The 20,334-nt window shown below is 65.0% G+C and carries 18 protein-coding genes and 1 pseudogene; 10 read left to right on the forward strand and 9 right to left on the reverse strand.

The genetic code is table 11. The annotated features are described in order from the left end of the window. Positions 1-372 precede the first annotated feature (372 nt). Together DOL89_RS21795 and DOL89_RS25155 are read left to right on the forward strand one after the other, a co-directional pair. The gene (locus DOL89_RS21795) at positions 373-930 is read left to right on the forward strand and encodes a response regulator (RefSeq protein WP_119681490.1); all 558 of its coding nucleotides are present in this window, start codon (positions 373-375) and stop codon (positions 928-930) included. Continuing rightward, a complete protein-coding gene (locus tag DOL89_RS25155) occupies positions 902-1,246 on the forward strand; it encodes a response regulator transcription factor (protein ID WP_162937782.1) in 345 nt (114 codons plus the stop codon). The genes DOL89_RS21795 and DOL89_RS25155 overlap by 29 nt, the downstream gene beginning before the upstream one ends. A 696-nt stretch (positions 1,247-1,942) precedes the next feature. On the opposite strand, the gene DOL89_RS21805 is transcribed toward DOL89_RS25155, so the two are convergent. Continuing rightward, entirely contained in the window at positions 1,943-2,338 is a 396-nt protein-coding gene (locus DOL89_RS21805) for a VOC family protein (protein WP_119681491.1), read from the reverse strand. A 196-nt stretch (positions 2,339-2,534) separates the two neighbouring features. Beyond that, positions 2,535-3,446: a recombinase family protein gene (locus tag DOL89_RS21810; RefSeq protein ID WP_119681492.1), complete on the reverse strand. Its 912-nt coding sequence runs from the start codon at positions 3,444-3,446 to the stop codon at positions 2,535-2,537. Between the two features lie 1,194 nt (positions 3,447-4,640). On the opposite strand from DOL89_RS21810, the gene DOL89_RS21815 reads away from it, so the two are divergent. The 3 genes from DOL89_RS21815 (at position 4,641) to DOL89_RS26095 (ending at position 5,947) form a co-directional block, all read left to right on the forward strand. Then, a complete protein-coding gene (locus DOL89_RS21815; protein ID WP_119681493.1) occupies positions 4,641-4,925 on the forward strand; it encodes a type II toxin-antitoxin system Phd/YefM family antitoxin in 285 nt (94 codons plus the stop codon). Further along, a complete protein-coding gene (locus DOL89_RS21820) occupies positions 4,922-5,401 on the forward strand; it encodes a type II toxin-antitoxin system VapC family toxin (protein ID WP_119681494.1) in 480 nt (159 codons plus the stop codon). The genes DOL89_RS21815 and DOL89_RS21820 overlap by 4 nt, the downstream gene beginning before the upstream one ends. Before the next feature lie 96 nt (positions 5,402-5,497). Beyond that, the gene (locus DOL89_RS26095) at positions 5,498-5,947 is read left to right on the forward strand and encodes a helix-turn-helix domain-containing protein (protein ID WP_119681745.1); all 450 of its coding nucleotides are present in this window, start codon (positions 5,498-5,500) and stop codon (positions 5,945-5,947) included. 671 nt (positions 5,948-6,618) lie between these two features. On the opposite strand, the gene DOL89_RS21830 is transcribed toward DOL89_RS26095, so the two are convergent. The 3 genes from DOL89_RS21830 to DOL89_RS21840 all read right to left on the reverse strand — a co-directional run bounded on the left by DOL89_RS21830 (position 6,619) and on the right by DOL89_RS21840 (position 9,099). Further along, on the reverse strand, positions 6,619-7,236 hold the full coding sequence (locus DOL89_RS21830) for a hypothetical protein (RefSeq protein ID WP_119681495.1): 618 nt from the start codon (positions 7,234-7,236) through the stop codon (positions 6,619-6,621). Next, positions 7,226-7,957: a ParA family protein gene (locus tag DOL89_RS21835; protein WP_119681496.1), complete on the reverse strand. Its 732-nt coding sequence runs from the start codon at positions 7,955-7,957 to the stop codon at positions 7,226-7,228. Before DOL89_RS21835 ends, DOL89_RS21830 begins: the two co-directional genes overlap by 11 nt. 665 nt (positions 7,958-8,622) lie before the next feature. Further along, positions 8,623-9,099: an IS5 family transposase gene (locus DOL89_RS21840; protein ID WP_263973606.1), complete on the reverse strand. Its 477-nt coding sequence runs from the start codon at positions 9,097-9,099 to the stop codon at positions 8,623-8,625. Positions 9,100-9,429: 330 nt separating this feature from the next. Between DOL89_RS21840 and DOL89_RS21845 the strand changes: the two genes are divergently transcribed. Both DOL89_RS21845 and DOL89_RS21850 read left to right on the forward strand, forming a co-directional pair. Then, positions 9,430-9,945, forward strand: a complete 516-nt coding sequence (locus DOL89_RS21845) for a GNAT family N-acetyltransferase (RefSeq protein ID WP_225890081.1) — start codon at positions 9,430-9,432, stop codon at positions 9,943-9,945. Between the two features lie 115 nt (positions 9,946-10,060). After that, positions 10,061-11,285, forward strand: a pseudogene (locus DOL89_RS21850) (Fic family protein). A 295-nt stretch (positions 11,286-11,580) separates the two neighbouring features. Here DOL89_RS21850 and DOL89_RS21855 read toward each other — a convergent pair. From DOL89_RS21855 to DOL89_RS21870, 3 genes are all read right to left on the reverse strand, one after another. Beyond that, positions 11,581-12,480 (reverse strand): ParB/RepB/Spo0J family partition protein, encoded by a 900-nt coding sequence (locus tag DOL89_RS21855; RefSeq protein WP_119681499.1) that lies wholly within the window; start codon positions 12,478-12,480, stop codon positions 11,581-11,583. A gap of 3 nt (positions 12,481-12,483) precedes the next feature. Further along, positions 12,484-13,515 carry an AAA family ATPase gene (locus tag DOL89_RS21860; protein ID WP_119681500.1) on the reverse strand — a complete coding sequence of 344 codons (1,032 nt, stop codon included), beginning with the start codon at positions 13,513-13,515 and terminating at the stop codon, positions 12,484-12,486. Between the two features lie 1,908 nt (positions 13,516-15,423). Further along, complete coding sequence (locus DOL89_RS21870; RefSeq protein WP_119681502.1) at positions 15,424-16,347, reverse strand: replication protein RepA; 924 nt, start codon at positions 16,345-16,347, stop codon at positions 15,424-15,426. Positions 16,348-17,223: 876 nt separating this feature from the next. Between DOL89_RS21870 and DOL89_RS21875 the strand changes: the two genes are divergently transcribed. Both DOL89_RS21875 and DOL89_RS21880 read left to right on the forward strand, forming a co-directional pair. Further along, positions 17,224-17,490: an HU family DNA-binding protein gene (locus tag DOL89_RS21875; protein ID WP_119681503.1), complete on the forward strand. Its 267-nt coding sequence runs from the start codon at positions 17,224-17,226 to the stop codon at positions 17,488-17,490. Between the two features lie 149 nt (positions 17,491-17,639). Beyond that, on the forward strand, positions 17,640-18,425 hold the full coding sequence (locus DOL89_RS21880) for an endonuclease/exonuclease/phosphatase family protein (protein ID WP_162937783.1): 786 nt from the start codon (positions 17,640-17,642) through the stop codon (positions 18,423-18,425). A 238-nt stretch (positions 18,426-18,663) separates the two neighbouring features. Here the strand turns inward: DOL89_RS21880 and DOL89_RS21885 are convergent, their stop codons facing one another. Beyond that, positions 18,664-19,611 carry a LysR family transcriptional regulator gene (locus tag DOL89_RS21885; protein WP_119681505.1) on the reverse strand — a complete coding sequence of 316 codons (948 nt, stop codon included), beginning with the start codon at positions 19,609-19,611 and terminating at the stop codon, positions 18,664-18,666. Between the two features lie 102 nt (positions 19,612-19,713). On the opposite strand from DOL89_RS21885, the gene DOL89_RS21890 reads away from it, so the two are divergent. Further along, a complete protein-coding gene (locus DOL89_RS21890) occupies positions 19,714-20,043 on the forward strand; it encodes a hypothetical protein (RefSeq protein WP_119681746.1) in 330 nt (109 codons plus the stop codon). Positions 20,044-20,334 lie beyond the last annotated feature (291 nt).

A 20,334-nucleotide genomic window follows, 5' to 3' on the forward strand; every position in this document is an offset into this window, starting at 1 on the left:
AGCGTACGCAATCGTACAGGAATCTGCTGTTGCGGTGCATTCAATTCATCTAAAGTTCCCGCTTTCCCGACGGGGTTCAACATGACAGGCGATCTCGAAGCGGAGCGGGGGCGGCTGAAAGCGCAGCGGGACGCCTTGCAGGCCCTCTACCGCCAGCTGGACCAAGATCCACGCACGGCCTCCCGCACATCATTGGCGGATCCAGCGAGGGTGGCCCCGCAGCCTATGCCGGCTACCCCGGCCCGAGAACAAGGCGATGCGCCGCGTCACCCGGCCTACGCCTTCGTACGGTTCCGCACAAAAAATCCGCACTGCGGCAGAACTGGGGCTGGCACGGCGGGTTGAGGCGGCACCCGGAACAGAGGTGTCGCGATGCGGATCCTGGTGGTTGAGGACGAGCCGCTGATTGCCCTGTGGACACAGGCGATCCTGGAGGATGCTGGCCACATGATCATTGGCCTGGCGCAGAGCCGTGCAGAGGCAATGGCTTTGGCGGAGCAAGACCGTCCGGATCGGGTGCTGATGGACATCAACCTGGCTGACGGGCACGGGGTCGGCATCGAGCTGGCCCGCCGCATCCGCCAGCAGTTCGGCGCCTGCTCCCTGTTCCTCTCCGGCCAGAGCGACGAAGCCCGAACCAATCGCGATGCGGTCCTGGGATATCTGGCCAAGCCCTGGGAAGCTTCGGCCCTGCTGGCCAGCATCATGGCCGTGTTGCAAAGAATGCTGCCGAAACATTTTCGGCCTTTCCAGCCGTGTCGGCGCGGAACTCCACAGCCACGGCACTGGCCGACTGAGTCGTCTGCGAGCAACTCGAGCGAAGGCCACAGCCTTCGCGTTTACGTTTGGTTTAGCACTCGCTCATATGAGGAGGCTTCTTTCGGCGAGCACAGGCCATACCATGACCCGCATCCTCATTATCGACGATGATCCGTCCTTGTTGGCTACCCTGGCCCATGCCGTGCGCCATAGCGGGCACGAGGTCCGTCTGGCTGGGTCGGGAGAAGAAGGCCTGGCACTTTACGGCCAGATGCAGCCGGATGTGGTGCTTTGCGATCTGTTGCTGCCTGATCTGGACGGGGCGGAGGTGATCCGGAGCATACGTCAGTGCTCGCGCACGGTGCGGATCTTCGCCATGACCGGCTGCCGCTCCCTGGAGGTCGCCCCTGGCATGGCGGCTGCCCTGCACGCCGGCGTGCAGAAGCTGCTGGTTAAACCTTTCAGCCTTGCCGAACTGGAGTTCTAGCGCTGGATGCAGCGGCGCAAGCCGGGGTTCATGCGGCTTCAGAAAGAAGGAAGCGGCAGGAAAGTGCCGCTCTCCTTTTTCTGTTCACCAATCGGCCAGTGATACCGTCTATCCGGCACTGCTGACCCTATCCACCCTCGACAGGAGGCCGCCGTGAGCAAGAAGCAGGATCAGTGGACCAAGGAGGAGTAGGTCAAGGCTGCGGAGAAGGGCCAGGGCGCTGGAATCGGGGCAGAACATGGCTTAGGCGAAAACCCTGCATCCGCCAAAGCCAAGGGCGAAGCTGATATGAGCGCTGATGGCATTGATGCACCTGAAGGCGTTATGCCCAAAAATGGAAAGCAATTGACCAGCGGCGCCGGCGTAGCAGCTATGCCGCCTCGATCATTCGCCTGATCGTTGCCAGGTGCCAGCTACCCTGTCTGGGAGCATGGCAATGCGTGGGCGGTCAGCGCCTCCGCGAGGGCGGCCAGGGCCGCCTTGGTCCGCTGCGAGATCATCTGTGGTCAGCGCCAAGGCCAGCAGGAGCTGGTCCCTGCAGCGACCCGGCTGCGTTCGGCTAGGCGGGCAAAGAACTTCGGCAACCGGTTGCCTAGGGCCGCCAGCGCCGTGGAGAACCCACCAAATTGGAGGCCCGAGACCGCCGTAACGACGATCGCGGTTTGTAGGACAGGTCGGCGCGGACCAGAACTTGGTCTAATCGCTGGCGGCGGCAGTTCTTCGGGCAGGATCACTCACCGCTGTCGGCTCCCACAACTCGACAGGGTTGCCCTCTGGATCATAGAGCCGGGCGAAACGGCCGACCTGAGGGGAGTCCCAGTCTGGGTTGCGCGTAATGGCTATCCCCGCAGCGGAGAGATCGGCCAGCATGCTGTCCAGGTCATCCACCCGCAGGTTCAGCATCCAGCCCCTGTCGGCCGGAAAGTAGGCGCTATCCTCGGAGAAGGGCTGAAATACGGTGGGGCCAGCCTGTTGCGGCCAGACAAACGCGCCTTCTGGTGCCCCCACGCCAAGGTGGGTCAGGTACCACTCCGCCAATGCTTGGGGATCCCGCGCTCGGAAGAAAAACCCGCCGATGCCTGTAACGGCCATAGTCGCCTCCCTCAGTAGGTTGCAAGGCGAAGCATATCAGAAGTTCCAGGTCGCAGGGTCCGGTCACCGCTGTCTGCCCAGCTTGTAAATCGGCGCGGGGTCTTCTGCCGATCGGCGCGCTTAAGCTCCTGATGCGACGCAGAGCTCAGGGGCTAATCTCCGACTATGAAAGACAGCAGAGGCGGCTGACCATCCCTCATGCAGGCTCCGCCTCCCGCACCAGCCCCTGCTCCTTGGCGCGGTCCAGCAGGTTCTTGACCGATGAGCGGCTCCAGCGCAGACCGCCGCGCGGCGTGCGCTGCCCCATGCTCTGGAGCCGGCGCGCGATGCCGTCCAGCGTGAGGCCGGGTTCCAGGCGCGCCAGGCCAGCCACCATGAGCACCAGGTCGTCACTGTCAACACGCTTGGGCGCAGCAGCGAGCACATCCTGGCGGACCAGACCCGCCGCAGCCAGCCGGCGCACGGCCCGGATCAGGCTGTTGGGCGTCCACGGCTTGCGATCCCAGGGCCGGATGCTGCCCGAAGCATTCAAGGCGCGCACAACCCGATCCCAGGCCGCGGTCGGCCGAAGCGCCTCCACGGTTGGCAGGAACTCCTGCGCGTGGGCGATGACGAGGTCGTCCCGGGCCACCTCCCTCCCCTGCCGCACCTTCTCCAGGGCCGCGGGGTCGCGCCGGCGCAGCCCGGGATTGCCGGGCGCCTTTCCCCTGGCCACGGCCGCTTTGAGCCCGGCGATGGAGCGCTCGCGGATCAGGGCCCGCTCCAGTTCGGCGGCAGCACCGAGAACCTGCAGGGCGAAGCGCCCTTGCGGGCTGGTGGTGTCGATCGGGTCGCCCAGGGACTTGAAGGCGATGCCGCGCTGCTCCAGCCCGTCGATCACCTCCAGCAGGTGAAACAGCGAGCGCGCCAGCCGGTCGATGCGGGCCACCACCAGCGTGTCGCCCTTTTTTAGGCTGGCCAGGACCTTGGCCAGCACGGGCCGGTCGCGGTCGCCGCCCGAGGCATGCTCCTCGAAGATGCTGGAGCACCCTGCCTGCTTGAGGGCGAGCAGCTGCAAACCTGTGGACTGGTCTTCGGTCGAGACGCGGGCGTAGGCGATAAGGGCCATGGACGATCCTGTGGCTTCCTGTCATTCCGGCTTCATGAGCGGACTGGCTTTTGAGGATTTGCGCCGTTGCGTTCCGGCTTAAATGGTGGCGCTTCCGGCTTCAAGGGCGGAATCTCCGGCTTCATCGGCGGACAAAACGTCACCACGATGTTGCGGGCTCAGCCGCCACGCCGGAGTTTTCGTCGGACGTCACGGCCGGGGATACCGCCATGGCTAGAAGCGACAGCAAAGACGACAGCAGACCGGTCCTGAAGCCGGAGATCGGATCAGGATTCAAGCCGGAGAATGGGCGGGAAAGCGGCCAAATGGGCCAGATTCCGGTATTGAAGCCGGAGCGACAACCGCGTAAGCCGTACCGTCATCCCTCTCGATTTTCAAGCCTTGCGGCGGGGCATAACCGGGCGGATGAAAGCCAGCGGAAAAGATTGTGGCCTGCCGGACAGCCCCTGACCGCTCCCTTTTCCCGGGCACGATCCGGAGGCCGATGGCGCCGCACCCTCGGGCTTTACGGGCGCTCCGATTTCATGGGCTCTGCTGCGACCCTACTCGTCGCCCACGGTCGATCAGGACAAAGGCAGCCTTCTGAAATCCAGGGAATACGCCGCTTTGGCGGTTTCACCTAGCACTCGGCCCCAGTTCGGCCCCGACGACCCTTCTACGGAATGAGGCACCAAAACGGGGGCGCTCCGCCCCGAAAAGCCGCGGCATCCAGCTTTTCTACAGAATGGCTGCACAGCGACAGTCAGCGGCAGATTCCAATGGCCAGAATCCAGGCAGGGCCTGGGTTTTAGAACCGTTCTACTGACATCAAGAGTGATCCGCTGACAACATGTCTGACTCACTGACAACATGTATGAGCGTTCACAAGCGGCATCCTGCCCTTCTATGGAACGGCTGCACCGAGGCAGCCGACGCGACATGTTTACGTGCAGCTACCATTGTCACCTTTCACTTGACGATCGCGGACTCACGAACGCCGCGATCCTCGGGTTTTGCCCCGGAAAATCCAATTTCCAATAACCGTGCGAAGCCCGTTGCTGAGGCAGTCCCACTTGCGGCTGCATGGACCCTCGCCGGTTCATTCTGCGGCAGTGGATAGAGGGACGCGCTGGCGTGTTCGAAATGCGGTCTGATGGGCTGGCGTCCGGGTCCGGTTGGACCTATATTCTGGTCAGCTAGTCAGGAGGTGGAGGCATGGAACGGGTGAACAGGCCGGGAACTGGCGGCGGGTGGAAGCTGGAAGATGCGAAGGCGCGGTTCAGCGAACTGGTGCGCCGGGCCCGCACGGAAGGACCACAGCTGGTGACCCGGCGGGGAAGGGATGCCGTGGTTGTCATCGCGGCGGAGGAGCTGGAACAGCTGCAGGCAACGCAGGCCGCGCCGGGCGGATTTGTGGAGTTCATGGAAAGCCTGCATGTTGCAGGCGCTGAGCTGGATTTCGCGCGCGACCACGATACCGGGCGGGACGTGGAGCTGTGATTGGATGGCTGCTGGACACCAATGTCGTGTCGGCCCTGATCAATCCGTCGGGAGCCCCCAGTGTCAAGCAGTGGGCGGCATCGCAGGACGAGCATCTGTTCCATCTCAGCATCCTGACCATCGGGGAGTATGAAAAGGGCATTGCCAACCTGCCGCCGGACAGTGCGGATCGGAGGCGGCACATGGCCAGCCGCGACGCGCTGATTGCCCGCTTCGGCCCACGGCTGCTGCCGGTCAGTGATGGGGTGGTGCGCCGCTGGGGCGTGATCAGTGGCACCGTGCGGCGCGATACGGGGCACCCGCCACCTGTCATCGACACGCTGTTGGCCGCCACCGCGCTCGAGGCCGAGCTGTATCTGGTCACCCGCAATGGCAAGGATGTGCGGCACAGCGGGGCGGCGGTGTTCGATCCATGGACGGACGATCCCGCCCGCTTTCCGGTCAGCCGAAAGCGGCGGGGACATCGACCGGGGTAAGCGCGGGGCTTCGAGACGGATAGCCCAACAGCATGAAGGCTTGACCGCATCCGGCGGTTCCTGCCGGACATGCTGTCGGCGGCTGGCCAGCAATGCATGTCTTTCGATGCTGCGACGATAGAATGCTTGATCGCTGCGGCGGAGCTGCTGCTTGAAACGGCCAAGGATGAGATCAGCCCGAACGAGGCTGCTCGGCTCCTTGGCATGTCCCGGCAATCCGTGGTGAACCTGATTGGGCGCGGCACCCTCCCCTACAGGAAGGTCGGCGCGCATCATCGGCTTGGCCGGCGTGAGGTCGAGCGCTATGCCGAGCCGCAAATGGGGCTCCGCCGGAACACTCTGGACACCATCGCCTCTATTTCGCAGCAGTACGATTTCAAACTGTGGCAGAAGCAACGAAGCCGACCCCGGTGCTGGACGCCTGCGTTCTTTTCGTGGGCAACGTACCCACTTCCTGCTGAACTTGGTGGAAAAAGGGTGTGTTCACGCCGGCCTGGTCTTTGCTCATCCACGAACAATGGATACGCAACGTCCGTCGGCAGCTAGGCATTCCGCTCAAAGCGCTGGCGTATCGGCGAGAGCGAATGGATCTTGCGTTTTCGGAGGCACTCCACCAGCCGCTGTCGTCATGGGTTTCGGAGGTCCTGGCTGGGTGCCGCACGGAGGGCCAGCGGAAGGACGCCCACGTAATCGCGTTGGCGATCACTACCAAGGCCAATCCTGTCATCACGGACAGTGAAAGGGATTTCCTTCGCAAGCTGCTCGACAGCAGGGGGCGCGCCGCAATCCCTCCGGATGCATTCTGTATAGATATGATCCTCACCCAGCCGGTTGAGGTACTGGCGCCCCGTAGCCATCATCGGTCATTGCGGCGGCCACCAGTGACGGCGCACCAGTACCTGGACCATCTGGCAGGCTCCAAGATCGCACCGCCCAAACTGGCCGGTCACATCAAAGTCGAGACTCTGGAACAGGCCCCGCTTCCGCTGGGGGTCAGCCGCGTGCCGGCGCGGATTGCCCTCAGCTGCAAAGCCTACTCACATCCCCGCTCCGGCGGACCACGGCCACCGCCCGCCAGATTGGCGCCAGCCCAACTGGCAGGCTGGGATCCTGGGTCCTGGATATGGGCCGCCGGCGCTCTCACCGCCACGATCCGAAGGCCAGCCGGAATCGCAACCTCCTGCCCGACCGGCCACGCCCCCATCTTCCAACACGCGTCAGCGATCCTCGACCGCTTGGACCTGCCGGGAGTCTGAGGGGCCCAGTTCCGGACTTTCCCCAGTGACGTCCCCGCTTGCCTTCAACGCGGCCTCGACGCGGCGCAGCTCGTTCTGCAGCACCTTGATCTGCGCCTTCAACCGCTCCCGGCGTTCGAGAAGGCTCTCCTGGCGGCTCCGCGGCTGTTCGGCCGCGTTCCGGCGGAACGACACGACACGGCGGTAGGAGACATCCGGCGCCACGACGCGCTCCGCCACGGCCTGCTGCAGCAATGGTTCCGGCATGAGCGAGATCTCATACACCGTTGCATAGCTCTTCGGCAGAAGGGCGGCGTCGACGCGACCGGAATCGATGAACCGGGCCGCCGATCTCAGCTTCGACGCCGTTGCCTTGCTGAAGGGCAGGCTGAGCCGGTCGACCTCCTCCTCACCGAACTTGGCCGCCGCTTGGTCGAGATGGCGCCCGATCTCCAGGAAGGTCTCCTCGGCCCGGTCCCACAGGCCCTGGATCCGAACCTCGTAGTCCTGCAGCGTCTTTGGCACGAAGACAGCGGTCTGCTCGTTGCGATGGGCGCGGACCTGCTTGGTCGAGAGCTGAAAGGCTGGCTTAGCGGTCAAGGCCAATCTCCCGTCGCACGAAGGCCCAAAGCCCCTCCACATAGTCCGTCGCCGGCGAGCGCGCGATCTCCTGTGGACCGACGCCCAGTCCGAAGCTGTCGTTGAACACCTCATACTGAGGGATTTCGACCGGCACCAGCGGCCCGGCCGCGTTCAGCTTCAGCCGCGCCGTATTCGTGTTGGTCTTCACATTGTGCTGGATCCGGTTCAGCACCGCGGCAAAGCGGCTAACGCCCAGCACATTCAGGTGCTCCAGCCAGCGTGTCGCCGCCATGACGTCCGGCGGTCCATGCTGGCTGGGCACCAGGACCAGATCTGCTGCTTTCAGCACGGCTTCCATCTGCTCCGGCGCCGCCTCCACGCCGGGCGGCGTGTCGACGATGATGATGTCGAGCGGCTGCTCACGCGCCACATCCAGAAACGCCTGCACATTGCCCATCCCGACATCCTCGAACATAGCGATCTGCGGCGCCGCGTCCGGGCGTTCGCTCCACCAGTCCCGCAATGACTTTTGCGGATCCAGATCGACCATGGCGACCTGAAGCCCCGCATGCGCCGCGGCGACCGCCAGCGCGCGGGCCACGCTGGTCTTGCCGACGCCGCCCTTGCTTGCCGAGATTACGACCAGCTTCGGCACCTGCACCGGCGTGGCGCCGGTCTGCCCCTTGCCTGCCGGCTTGGCGGCCTTGCCGGTGCGGCGTTCCTTGACTGCTACGGCCATTGGCTCCCCCGATTTCAAGATGCGCCATCCTACATGCCCTCCGCCTGTCGGCAAGCCCGCGCTGCCGGTTCGGCGCTGAACCCTCCTTTCCTGTGGCGCAGGCGCTGCAGGCCGTTGTGGCCGGAGATGCAACGGCCCTCGTGAGAGCCACGCCTCATGGTCCTGCGCCGGGATCTGGTCCGGTCAGCGGGCCGGTCCAGCCCCGATCGGGAGGAGGCCCATCCTGGAGGAGAGGGGCCGTCCGAACGCAAGCCAGAGCGGATTCGATGCGACCCTGCCACGCCGCCCTGGCCATTCTCCGGGTTGGCAACCGGAAGGTTCTCCTCCTGCACATCGCCCTTTGATGGGCGCCGGCATCCGCCCCGACGGGTTTCAACGTTGAAACCTCCACCTGGACAGCGCCGGAACAGCCCTGGTCAAATTTCCGGGGTCCCGCTTCACAGGATGTGGATGAGATCACATCCTGGTGACGGGTGGGGCGGAGTCAATCTCACGATCCATGCTTGCCGCCACCGCCGTTCCGGCAAGGACCTGGTGTACAGGAAAGATTCAAATGCCCTGCACCATCGGGTTCAAGCGCCATCAGGGTCGCGGCCGCTGTACAATGTGCCGGATCGGCGCGTGCTGCTGATGGCAGCTCAGGCCTTGCGCGGATCCAAGCGCGCCTAATAAAGCCATCTTTGGACGACGCGCCAGCAGATAAGGCCGGCGGCGCGGTGGCGGAAGCCTGAGACGATGTCGGCGCGGCGCCCGCAGCGGTTGACGAGGCGGCGGTATCGGCTGAACCATGCGAGCGTCCGTTCCACCGCCCACCTGTGGCGAACTAGGCGCTGGCCGGTGTCCATCCCGCGCCGGGCGATCCGGGGCGTGATGCCGCGGCGGCGCAAAGCCCGGCGAACAGGGGCAACGTCGTAGCCCTTGTCGGCGTGGAGCTTGGCCGGGCGGCGGGGCCGTCCCGCGCACTGCCGGACCGGCGGCACGGTGTTGACCAGGGCCACGATCTCCTTGCTGTCGTGCCAGTTGGCGGCAGTGAGCCTCAGGGCGAGAGGGATGCCGTTCACGTCCACGAGGATATGGCGCTTGGAGTCCAGGGTTTGGCGGACATGGTCACCCGAAATGAAGGCCCTACAGTCCGGATGGATGTTGCTGCGGGCCAGACTGCCCTCGCTCTCTCCTGGCCGACCGAAGCCATGGGCTACCGGGCTCGCCGCTTCAACTCAGCCACTGGTCCGGGTTTCGATCGGCTGCGCTCCGACGCCATAACCCCACCGGCTTGGCTCCTCACGGCCCCTCCCTTGGAGAAGAGCGGATACGAGCACGGGCCAGGACTTTGACTGCGGCACGCCGGAGCGGCTCATGACCGCCATACGCCCGCAATGCCACCCGGCCGGTCATGCTATATGATGTTGCCGCTTCGTGAGAGGGCCGGGTTCTGGCCGGAGCAACTGGCCGGTAACATAATGAGTTGGACCATGGACCTTCAGCTTCGCCCTGCGCTTCCTTCGGACCTTGCACTGCTGCGCGCCTGGGATGCCAAGCCGCACGTCATTGCCGCACGCAGCAGTGACGGCGGCATGAACTGGGAGGAGGAGCTTTCGCGCCATCCGCCGTGGCGGGAACTGCTGATCGCGGAAATCTCTGGCCATGCGATCGGCTTCATGCAGATCATCGACCCCGCGCTGGAGGATAGCCACTATTGGGGCGGGATGCCTGCCGGGCTGCGTGCAATCGATATCTGGGTCGGCGACGAGGCGGCCCTGGGCCAGGGATACGGCACGGCGATGATGCGCCAAGCGATTGATCGCTGCTTCGCCGATCCGTCGGTCGAGGCGCTTTTGATCGACCCGCTCGCCAGCAACCACCGGGCCCACCGCTTTTATCAGCGCCTCGGCTTCCGCCCCGTTGAGCGCCGGGTCTTCGGCGAGGATGACTGCCTGATTCATCGTCTGGATCGCGGCGCATCCAAGCATCCGTCAGCAATGTTCTGAACGGCACTCCGGCTCCTTGAAGCGGTTTACTTAACTGTCCCGCTTGTTCAAGGATTTGCCGATTGCTTAGATAAGAGATTCTGCCACGGCCCAATCTGCGTTTGGAAGTTCCCGCATGGGAAGGATCGTGGAAATGCCGGCTGCGGAAGAAATGGTGCGGGCCTATGTGCCGCGGCCCCTGCCGCCCGCTCCGCCCGTCAATTTTCTGTCTCTCCTGGATCGCTTGACCCGCACCGAGCGGGCGCTTTGTCGCCTGGACGGCATCACCAGGATGCGCCCACGCCAGGAGCTGTTCCTCTACATGTCTGTGCGCAAGGAAGCTATTCTAGCAACTTACGATCGCGGGCACCCGGCCGACGCTCACGGATCTGCTGCGGTTTGAACAGGAGGCCGTGGCCGGGCAGCCGGTGGACGATGTCCGCGAGGCGTCCAATTGCGTGGACGCCCTGATATATGGCTTTGAACGGATGGACAGCCTGCCGCTCTCCCTTTGTCTCATCCACGAAATGCATGTGCGCCTGCTGCAGGGCAGCCGGAGCGGGACCAAGGATCCGGGCGAATTCCGCAGGTCGCAGAACTGGATCGGCGGGACGCGGCCAGGCTATGCCCTGTTCGTGCCGCCGCCACCGGGAGATCTCGCCCACTGTCTTGATGCATTCGAGCGCCTCATGCACGATCGGGCGGCTCGCCTGCCGGCCCGTGTCAAAGCCGGGCTCCTGCACGTTCCGTTCGAAACCACCCACCCCTTCCTGGACGGACATAGCAGGATCGATCGTTTCCTGGCCACCCTGTTCCTGTGCCCCGAAGGCGTGCTGCAGAAGCCGCTGCTCCATTTGAGCCTCTTCTTGAAAACCCGGTGACGCGATTATTACCGTTTGCTGCAGGAGGTGTGGGAACAGGGAGCCTGGGAGGCTTGGCTCGAATTCTTCCTGGAGGGGGTGGCCGAAACAGCCGACCGCGCCGTCCTCGCAGCCTCCCGGATCGTCGAGCTGTTCAGGTGGAACCGGGAGCGGATTGCCAGGGCGAGCGAGCGCACCGGATCAGCCTTGCGGCGATATGAGGCCCTGCAAGAGGCGCCCTATGCCACGGCCGGTACGCTGGTTCAGCGGTCGCGCCTGTCGGCGCCGACGGTGGATGCGGTGCTTGCCGAACTGGAGCAGCTTGGCGCCGTGGACGAGGTGACAGGCCGATGTCGTGGCCGCGTCTTTGCTTCCAGGGCCTATCTGGAAATCCTCACCAAAGGCGCTACGCCTCTCGCCGCGTCGAGGAGGCGGGCTCCCCTCAGGGCTCTGGATCGAGGTACTGAGGACCATGCCAGACAGGGCCAGAGCCGGTACTGATCCCTGGCACAACAATCGAAAGCCAAGTCGAACGCGGCCCGTTCCCGGTCGGATATATCCCTATTTTGCCGTGGTCCCCTGGCCGGAGCCCGCGTGAACCGCAGGACGGACAGCTCTTCACCCTTCCTTCCTCCACCCGCGACAACGGCAGGGCAACGGCCCCGACCACAAATGCCCCGCGCCGCACGTCAACCCGGCCAAGAGATAAGAGAGATCGGCGAGCAGGCCCGGGGGCGGGCACTGGCAAGATGCAAGCGGCCCGGATCTGCGTTGGGGCGACAATTTGCCGTCTGACCTATGTGCCGCCCGCGAGAATGGAGTCGATTTCTGCCTTCAGCTGCTCAAGACACCGGCGTTCTTCCGCCCCTAGCGTGTGGCCGGCAGTGCGGGCAGCGTGCAGAGCCGTCGTCATTTTCTCAAGGCCGCGAACACTAAAGTGGATCCCGGCCTTTGATCCTGTCCGTGTCGGCGCCGGCTCCCCGGACTGAACAGTCGATTTCTGCTCCTCGGCCTCCCGTGCCGCCCGAATACTCCGGACGGTCAGCATGCCTTTCCTGGCCAACTCGACCAGCTGATCCCGCACGGTCCCGCTCTCAATTCTGGCCAGTTCCACCAGCGCATTCCGCGGAATGTCCAGTTCTGACGTCAGAACCCCATCCAGGATCTCCTCTGGGAGCGAGAGAATGCGGAGGGTTGCGCTCACCTCCCCCTTGCTCTTGCCAAGCGCCTGCGCTGCTTGATTCTGGCTCCAACCCTTCCCCTCGATAAGGCGCTGAAGCCCCCTCGCCTCCTCAACAGGCGTCAGGTCAACACGCTGAAGGTTCTCGATCAGGGCCGCCACTTCCGGATCTTCGCTGTGTTCGATCGCCAGCAAGGCCGGCCAGCCGTTCAGCGCCGCCGCCCTCCATCGGCGTTCCCCGGCCACGATGATCCATCCAGCACGGCTGTCGGGATCGCGCCGGACCAGAATGGGCTGCAACTGCCCCTGTTCCGCCATGGTCGCTGCCAGCGCCTGGATCTCGGCGGCATCGAAGCGCTTGCGCGGCTGGCCGGGATCCGCCCTGATCCGCTCCAACGGCGCCTCAAACGTATGTCGGAACCGGCTGTCCCTGGTTACCAGCGTGTCGGACGCGTCGCCAATCATTGCGCTGGCCGCGCCGAGAATGGGTGAGGGTCGTTTCGCCTTGCCGGCCATGCTCTAGCCCTCCTGCTCATCCAAAACCATGTCCGCGACAGCTCGCGGCAGCACCGCCCCGGCGGCCAATCCGTCGGCAAGCTTCGCATAAACCTGCGTCGCCGGACTGCTGGGGCTCGCCTCGAGGGCGATGCGACCATTGCGGGCGGCATGGCCAAAGACCGCGCTGTCCGGCACAGGCGTCAGAACCGGGGCCTTGCCCCCCATGGCCTGCACCAGAAGCGCCAAGACCTCCCGGTCCACGCTCTTGCGCTTGCCATATTGTGTTGGCAGGATTCCGGCCAGCCGCAGGCCGGGGTTGAGGCGCCGCTGGACCTTGTTGATGGTGCCCAGGATCAGGCCCACACCCATCGTGTCGTAGGGTTCCGTGCGAACCGGGATCAGCACATCCTGGGCTGCAGCGAGGGCCATCCAGGTCAACATGCCAAGGTTCGGTGGCGCATCGATGACAATGAAGTCATAGCGCCCGCGCACTTCGTCCAATGCTTCGCGCAGGGCGGCGTCGAAGCCGGGCTCCCGTCGCCCGTCGGTTTCGGCCAGGTCAATGTGGCTGCCCGCCAAATCGAATGGCGGCGCACAGCCGTCGATGATCTCCTCTCCGGCCGAGATAATGATGTCGGCGATCGGCTTGCCGGTCAGAATAACCTGCGCCATGGTACGCCCCTGGCGGTAAGCCTCCACGGCGCCGCCGGCCAGGATACCGGCCGTTGCCGTAGCCTGTGGATCCATGTCCACCAGCAGCACCTCCCGCCCGCCGCGCCGCAGCGCATAGGCAAGATTCAGAGCGCTGGTGGTCTTCCCGACGCCGCCCTTCTGGTTCGCCAGAACAATGACTCGGGCCTGGCGTGGGCGCCCTTCCAGCAGCGCCGCAAGCTCCGCAGCAACATCGTCGGGGATGCTCTCCCGTCCATTCTCCCAGCGACTGATCTTCGGCTTGTCATAGCTGCGGCGGAGGCGACGGTTCAGCGCATCCTTCATTTCCGCCTGGCTGAGGCCCAACTGCTGCCGTACCTCCCGCATGCGTTCACCATTCATCGCGCCCCCCTTCCAACATCTTTCGCCTGCACACCAGACTCGCATGGCGAAATCAACCAGTCAACATCAACGTTGATAGTTGATAGTTGCACTCCGCCTCGTGACGCGGCGTCCCATCGCAACTTTCCCCGAGGTCGTACGCTGGACTGCACAGGCTGGTTGCACCGCCCCCTTGCGCGCTCAACTCATCCAATCCTTGGCCGGGGACCGGCTTTCTCCCGGTCCGGTGAAACATAGCAGAGGTAAGGACGATGTTCGCTTCACGAGCATCGAGCGCTGCTCGGCGAAGCCAGGGCCGCAATGGTCCGAGTGTCCAGCACCAGCCGGCTCCGAGGTTCTGACGTCAGAACCGGAGGGCGGCCAGCCGCCGCCGCGACGAAGTGGCTGGAGCCCGGACCGCTGCCACCGCATCAAGCGTCCTGCCGCCTGCAACGGCATGGGAAACGAGGCCATGAGTCCCTCAGAGCGCCGAACTCTCCCACTGAAGAATTCCGGTTGCGTGTGCGATGCGGGTCGACTTCAGCCACGCTGTCATACTCCGCACCCCGCCATGCCTTTTGCCAACGCCGACGGTCGCACTGGTGCCGGGACTTGCATACATTTGCAGACAGGAGGACGCCCCAATCTGAGCAACCGTTTCGACGTGATGCCATATCGGGTCGGGCGCGCGGAGTGGCGGTGAGCATGACAGGTCCGCGAGAGCCAGTGTGAAAGGGGATGCCGCATAGTCGTCAATGCTCCTGCCCGCACCGCCGGCGGGCATTTCCAGCGATCGGCGCCGATCATGCGGCGGGCTCCTGGCCGGACTGGGCCCGCCCTCCTGGTCATGGCAACTGAATGGCACTGCCGCACAAGCCGAGCCGCAAGGAGGTTGGTCTGCGCCTCGCATCGCCGCCGCACCATTCTGTCCGATCCAGGAGCTGCCGTTGCCGAGCGTTCTCGTGACAGGGGAGGGGACCAAAGGAATGAGGAGGGCCGCAGCTCTTCGGCAGGCCGGCCGGGGCGCGCCCGTCGACCTTTTCATGGTCCGGGTCGCCAGCAGAACCAGCACGTTTCCGTACGGTTCTCTGGCCGGTTTGCTGGACCCGGCCACGGCGGGTTTGGATCAGGGCACCGGCTCCCAAGAGGTGCAGAGGAAGGTGGAAGGTTTCCGGTTGGTAAGGAAACAGGGCGACCGCCGCCGTGCCGGCCGCCTCGCCATGTTCATTGTCAAAAGGGGGCGGGGGTGATCGCGCCCGGCGACCACACCGGACGGATGATCCGCCCTTTCAGCACCATGACTGCCGCGGTGCCGCCTCCGCGGCGCGACGCGCCGCCGGCCGCGGACAAGATCATCGTGAAACCAGGGCCGCCCATTATACGGATCCGGCGCGGCCACTCCGGAAAGCCAGAGTGGCCGCGCCGGATCCGTGGAAGGGCCGTGTAGCCCGGTCTTACGCAGCCGGTACGCCGAAGGTCGGCCGGCAGGGACTCGGCCAGGATGGGCAGCACCTCAGGCAAAGGGCGAGAGCAGGCCGTGCCGCCGAGGATGGCCTGCTTTCAAGGCGACGAGGAGCGCAGCATGGCCCCGCTGTGCGACAGCCCTTTCAGCCGCTCCATGCCCAAGGCGCCACTGACGTCGATCCATGTCTCGAATGATCAAGGCGTGGTGGAGGAGGGGAGCCTGTGCCATGCAGACGGAGAGAAAATCCACTGGCCTTCGCCAAGCGACGGCCTTGATCCTGGCCGCACCGGTTTTTCGGCGCCGCCATCACCGGGCCGGAAAGGTTCTTGTCTGATACGGGACGGGGCGAAACAGGCCGCGCCTGTCCGCCGGACGGGCCAGTCTGGTGCTGACTCCGGAGCAGGGTAGATATCTCGGGAGTGTTCAAGGTCCGACGGCAGGGCCGCAATGGTCCGATTCCGCCCTCAGGCGATCTTCGCAATGGGCGGTCGGCTTGGATGCAGAACAAGGCCCTCGTCGGTCACATCGACCCGCGCGTCGGGATAGACGGCGAGCGCCATGCTCAAGGCAGCCAGGAAATTGGGCTTGAGGTGCGAGAGCTTCTTATAATGCTCTCCGAACTGCGCCTTCACCGCATGCCACCGCACCGGAGTCGGCTTTTCCAGCACATGCAGCCGGTAGCTCAGCCAGATATAGATGTCGATTGCCGCCGAATGACCGGAGATGTGCCGCAGGGCGGCCTCGCTCAAAGGCACGGGGTGACGCTTGAGATCGGCAAAGAAGGTTTCATCCAGTTCAACTTCGTCCTGGAAGAGGGTGACCTGCCGCGTATCGGCAGGGGTGGACTTGAAGCTGATGGCGTTGCGGACGAAGGCCGCATTGGTCCGTAGCTCGGCCGTGGGCGTGTCCCAGATGAACTGAAGCGAGCAGGCGGTGATCCGTTGTGCCTGCTCGCGCACCAGCTGATAGGTCTTCCCGCCGGCGCTGCGCTCTCCCATCGCCTTCATCCAGGCATGCCAATTGTCGCCCAGCTCGACGCGGCGGCAGTTGGTGCGCACAGCCTGGGTCTGCAGATAGAGCAGGATCATGCGGGCCTTGGCCCCATAGGGAACCCCGACCAACGACCCATCGCTGCGCCGGCCCGACTGAATGATCAGCGTACACCGGTTGTTGGATTTGCGATGGTATTCAGGGTCCTGGGCGCGGTCCGGATTGGTATGGGGAAGGCTGGTCAGGGCAAAGCCCGCATGAGCAATGCCTAATTCCTGGCTTTCATCGGACATGTAGGCATAGGCTGCTTCCAGGGCTGAGCGCTCAGCCTTGCTCGTGACCAGCTGGCGTGCCGTGTCAATGCCGTGGTCGGTAATGAGGCGGCGGATGTCGGCCATGCCGGGATCTCCTGTTCGGCGCAGGTCAGAGGATTCCAGGTCGTCAGCTCAAAATCCAGTTCGGACTTTTGCGGCCTGGCCTATTTGTTGTTATTTGAAATCCTTATTATTTGATGTGCCGCTTTGGTCCGGTGGAAAGCCCGATTCGATAGCGATGCGCGCCGCAATGGTCCTAAGCCTGAGCCGCTTTGGTCCGGTCGGAAAGCGTGGACCCCGTGCAGGGCTGGTCATGTGGCCGCAATGGTCCGGTGGAAAACAGAGGCAGCTTCAGGCGGGGCCGCAAAGGTCCGATGGTTTGGGCGGCGTGAACGCGCGAATCGGCAAAAGTGCGGTACTGGACCTGTCCTCGTTCGTGAGATGTCGGACCATTGCGGCCCGGCTCTGTGGTTGGATGTCTCGGACCATTGCGGCCCAGGCGATGAAACACCGGGAGTCGGACCATTGCGGCCAGGCGAACTGAGGGGCGTTCGGACCATTGCGGCCCTGGGGCATCGGACCATTGCGGCCGGATGATTCTCCTGAGCGCCGGCTGCAGGGCGAGAGCCGCTTCCTTGTCGGGACCGGCCGTCCCTTGCGCCAGCGGTCCACCCGGCCGGACCAGACACCCCTTCTTCGATGAAAGCTGGCCTGCTTATCGATCGTGATCATGCCAGACACCGAAGCTGCCTCTGCAGGATCTCAAGAGAAGGCAAGGAGTGGCGGCACTAAGCAAGGATGCCCCACCCGTGACCGCGTCGGCATAGGCCCGAACGGCCCTTCGTGATCTCCGCGGCGAGGGCAGGGGAGGGGCGCTGCCGGCGGATCTAAGGATTGCGCTGGCAATTCGTGCCGCTCCTACCCGATAGTGGGGCCTCGTTCGGATCGGAGAGCTCCAGCATGAACAGGAACGATCTCGTCGCGGACATCACCGCCCTGTCCAAATCCGATGCCGCCAAGGCCGTTGACGCCGTGTTCGACGGCATCACGGACGCCCTGAAGACAGGGGACGATGTGCGCCTGCTGGGCTTCGGGACCTTTGCCATTGCCGCGCGCGCCGCGCGCCAGGGCAAGAATCCGCGCACCGGCGAGGCCAATGAGATCGCCGCCTCCCGCCAACCGAAGTTCACCGCCGGCAAGGGCCTGAAGGACGCCGTCAATGGCTGAGGCCGCCGGACGGGAGGCCGACCATTCTGCCTCCCGATCCGCAGCAGCATGTTCGCCCACGCCTTTCTGATCAGGATTGCCACTGCGCATGCGCCACGTGCTTCCCGTCGCCGTCTTGTTTGCAGCCCTGTCAGGCCCTGCATCCGCCCTTGAGCTCGCCACCTGGAACATCGGCGGCGGCCGAGATCAACAAAGGAATTGCGGACGAGAACCGGCGCATCTACCAGCGCATGGAGGCCGACTTCGCGCTGCTGCGCGCCTATGCGGAGGAGCTCGATGCCGACGTGATCGCCCTGCAGGAGATCGACAGCATTGAGGCGGCCCAGAAAGTGTTCCCGCCGCAGGAGTACAGCATCATCCTGACCGACGAGCCGGACTATCGCGGCCCGGCTTCGCCATCCGCAAGGGCCTGCGCTACACCCGCAATCCCGACCTGGAAGAACTGGACCTCCTGCCGAACCGGGAGCGGAGTCTGCGCCGGGGCGCTGACATCACCGTCCACCGGCGATCTCCGGCTGCTCGCCGTCCATCTGAAGTCGGGCTGCTTCAGCCCGGCCAGCAGCGCCAACGCCTGCAGCCAGATTGCCGAGCAGATCCCCATCGTCGGTCGCTGGATCGATGCGCGCCAGAAGGAGGGCCTTGCCTTTGCCGTGATGGGCGACTTCAACCGGCGCTTCCCCGAGGGCGACCCGCTCTGGGCAGTTCTGGACAACGGGCCGGCACCGCTGGTACGGGTCACGGCGGGCCGCACCTCAAAGTGCTGGGGCGGGCAGTACCCCGAGTACATCGACCACATCATCCTGGGCGGAGCGGCCCGGGATGCGATCCGGCAAAACTCGTTCGACAGCATCGTCTTTCGGGAGACCGGGAAGCAGGATAAGGCGCGGCTCTCGGACCACTGCCCTGTGTCAATTCACCTCCGAACAGGCCAGTAAAGTCCAACCGCCCGGGCTGCGGCGCCGGGAGGACAGCGCCCGCCCGGTCGGCGGCGGCCGCCGGGGCCGGCCGCGGATCTCGTCCAGGAGGAGGCGGACAATCCCGACGCCGTCCCGCTGCTGACCGACTTCGCCTCTGGTTTCGGCGCACAAGGATACCGGGGCTGCGCCCCGCCGCGGTTCCCAGCGGCCTTCGACATAAGAGAACGGGCGTGCTGGAGCTGTGAGGGTTTTCCGGTCAGCCGCCGCCATGGTCCCGCGCGGCTTCCGCCATGAAGCGGGACACGGTCCGGCGCAGCCAGATATGCGCCGGGTCCTCGTCATAAGAGGCGTGCCACAGCAGCGAGACGGAAACCTCCGGCAGCTCCACCGGCGCCGGGCTCAATGCAAGCCCAAGGGTTGCCGCGAAGAACCGCGCCAATCTGGCATGCATGGTGGTGATCACCGCGGCCCGGGAGACCAGGAACGGCACCACGACGAAGCGCGGGGTGGTCAGCGCCACCGTGCGCTTCTGCCCGAGCTTCGCCAGCGCCTCGTCCACAACCCCGCGCTCCCCCTCCCGCAGGCTCGTCAGCACATGCGGCAGCCGGACATAGTCTTCCAGCGAGATGGGCGGGGACAGCCCGACCCGGTCGGCATTGAACATGCACAGATAGGTGTCCGTGGCGATCTGGCGCTGCTTGTGGTGTGTCTTGCCCTCCGGGAAGGCGCCGATGCCGATGCCGAGATCCAGGCGGTCGGCATCCAACTCGTCGAGCAGGCGCAGCCGGTCGGTGGAGTAGAGGCGCAGCCGGATGGCGGGGGCGGCCGCGCAGAGATATGCAAGCAGCGCCGGGCCGAGCAGCACCTCGATGCTGTCCGGCAATCCGATCCGGAACAGCCGCTCCGCCGTTGCCGGATCGAACCTCTCCGCACGCGAGACCAGGGATTCGATGCGCGAGAGGACAACGCGCACCGGGTCCGCCAGGGCCAGGGCGCGTGGCGTCGGATGCATGCCGTCCGCTCCACGCGTCAAGAGTTCATCCCCGAAGAGGGATCGCAGCCGGGCCAGATTGTGGCTCATGGCCGACTGGCCGATGCCGATACGGGCCGCGGCCCGCGTGACGCTGCGCTCGGTCAGGAGCGCATCCAGGGCCACCAGCAGGTTGAGGTCCAGGCGGGCAAGATTAGTATGATCAATGGGCATCATCGATCCTATCTGTTGGACTGATGATGATAGCCGAGCCATCTTCCTGTGCAAGCAAGGCCGCAGCGGGAACGCGCGGCGCTGACCCTTCAGGAGATGATCATGACCATGCGCAAACGCGTGTTTGCGGCTGCGGCCGCCTGTGCCTTCACCGCCCCGGCTTACGCCAGCGACCTGCTGCCGCAATCTGCCCGGGCGATCGAGCTCGGCGAGGTGGCCGGCGATGCCTACTACACCGTCGAACAGGAGGGGTTCCGGGTGGTCGCCACCATGGCCCAGGACAACGGGACGCCGGTCCGCATCGAAGCTGTGCTCGCCCCCGGCCAGACCGTCGTGCTCTCCACGCCCCGCGACCACGATGCCGCCCCGCTCACCGTCGAGATCCGTCGGCGCGGCGATCAGATCCTGGTCCAGGAGGCAGTCACAAACTGAAACGGGACCGGCGGCACATAGAGGGCATCAGGAGGCGGACAAGGAAACGCCGGAGCCGGACATGGACCGCAACCGGCCTGATGGCCGAGCGCGCCCCCCGGTGCGGCGTCCGCGACGCCTTCCGAAGGCAGGCCGCGTCTCCAGCAAGCGGCAGGGCGTCAGAACCTACGCGGCGCGGGCGCAGCCTGGCTCCGGCCCGAGCGCATCCTGTGCCGGAAGGCGCGCGCCGCGCGACACAGCGCGGCGGCTTGGCTGCCGTGGCCCCTATCCCGGATGCCAAGGTTCCGGTCA

Source organism: Indioceanicola profundi (assembly GCF_003568845.1).
Taxonomy (GTDB): domain Bacteria; phylum Pseudomonadota; class Alphaproteobacteria; order Azospirillales; family Azospirillaceae; genus Indioceanicola; species Indioceanicola profundi.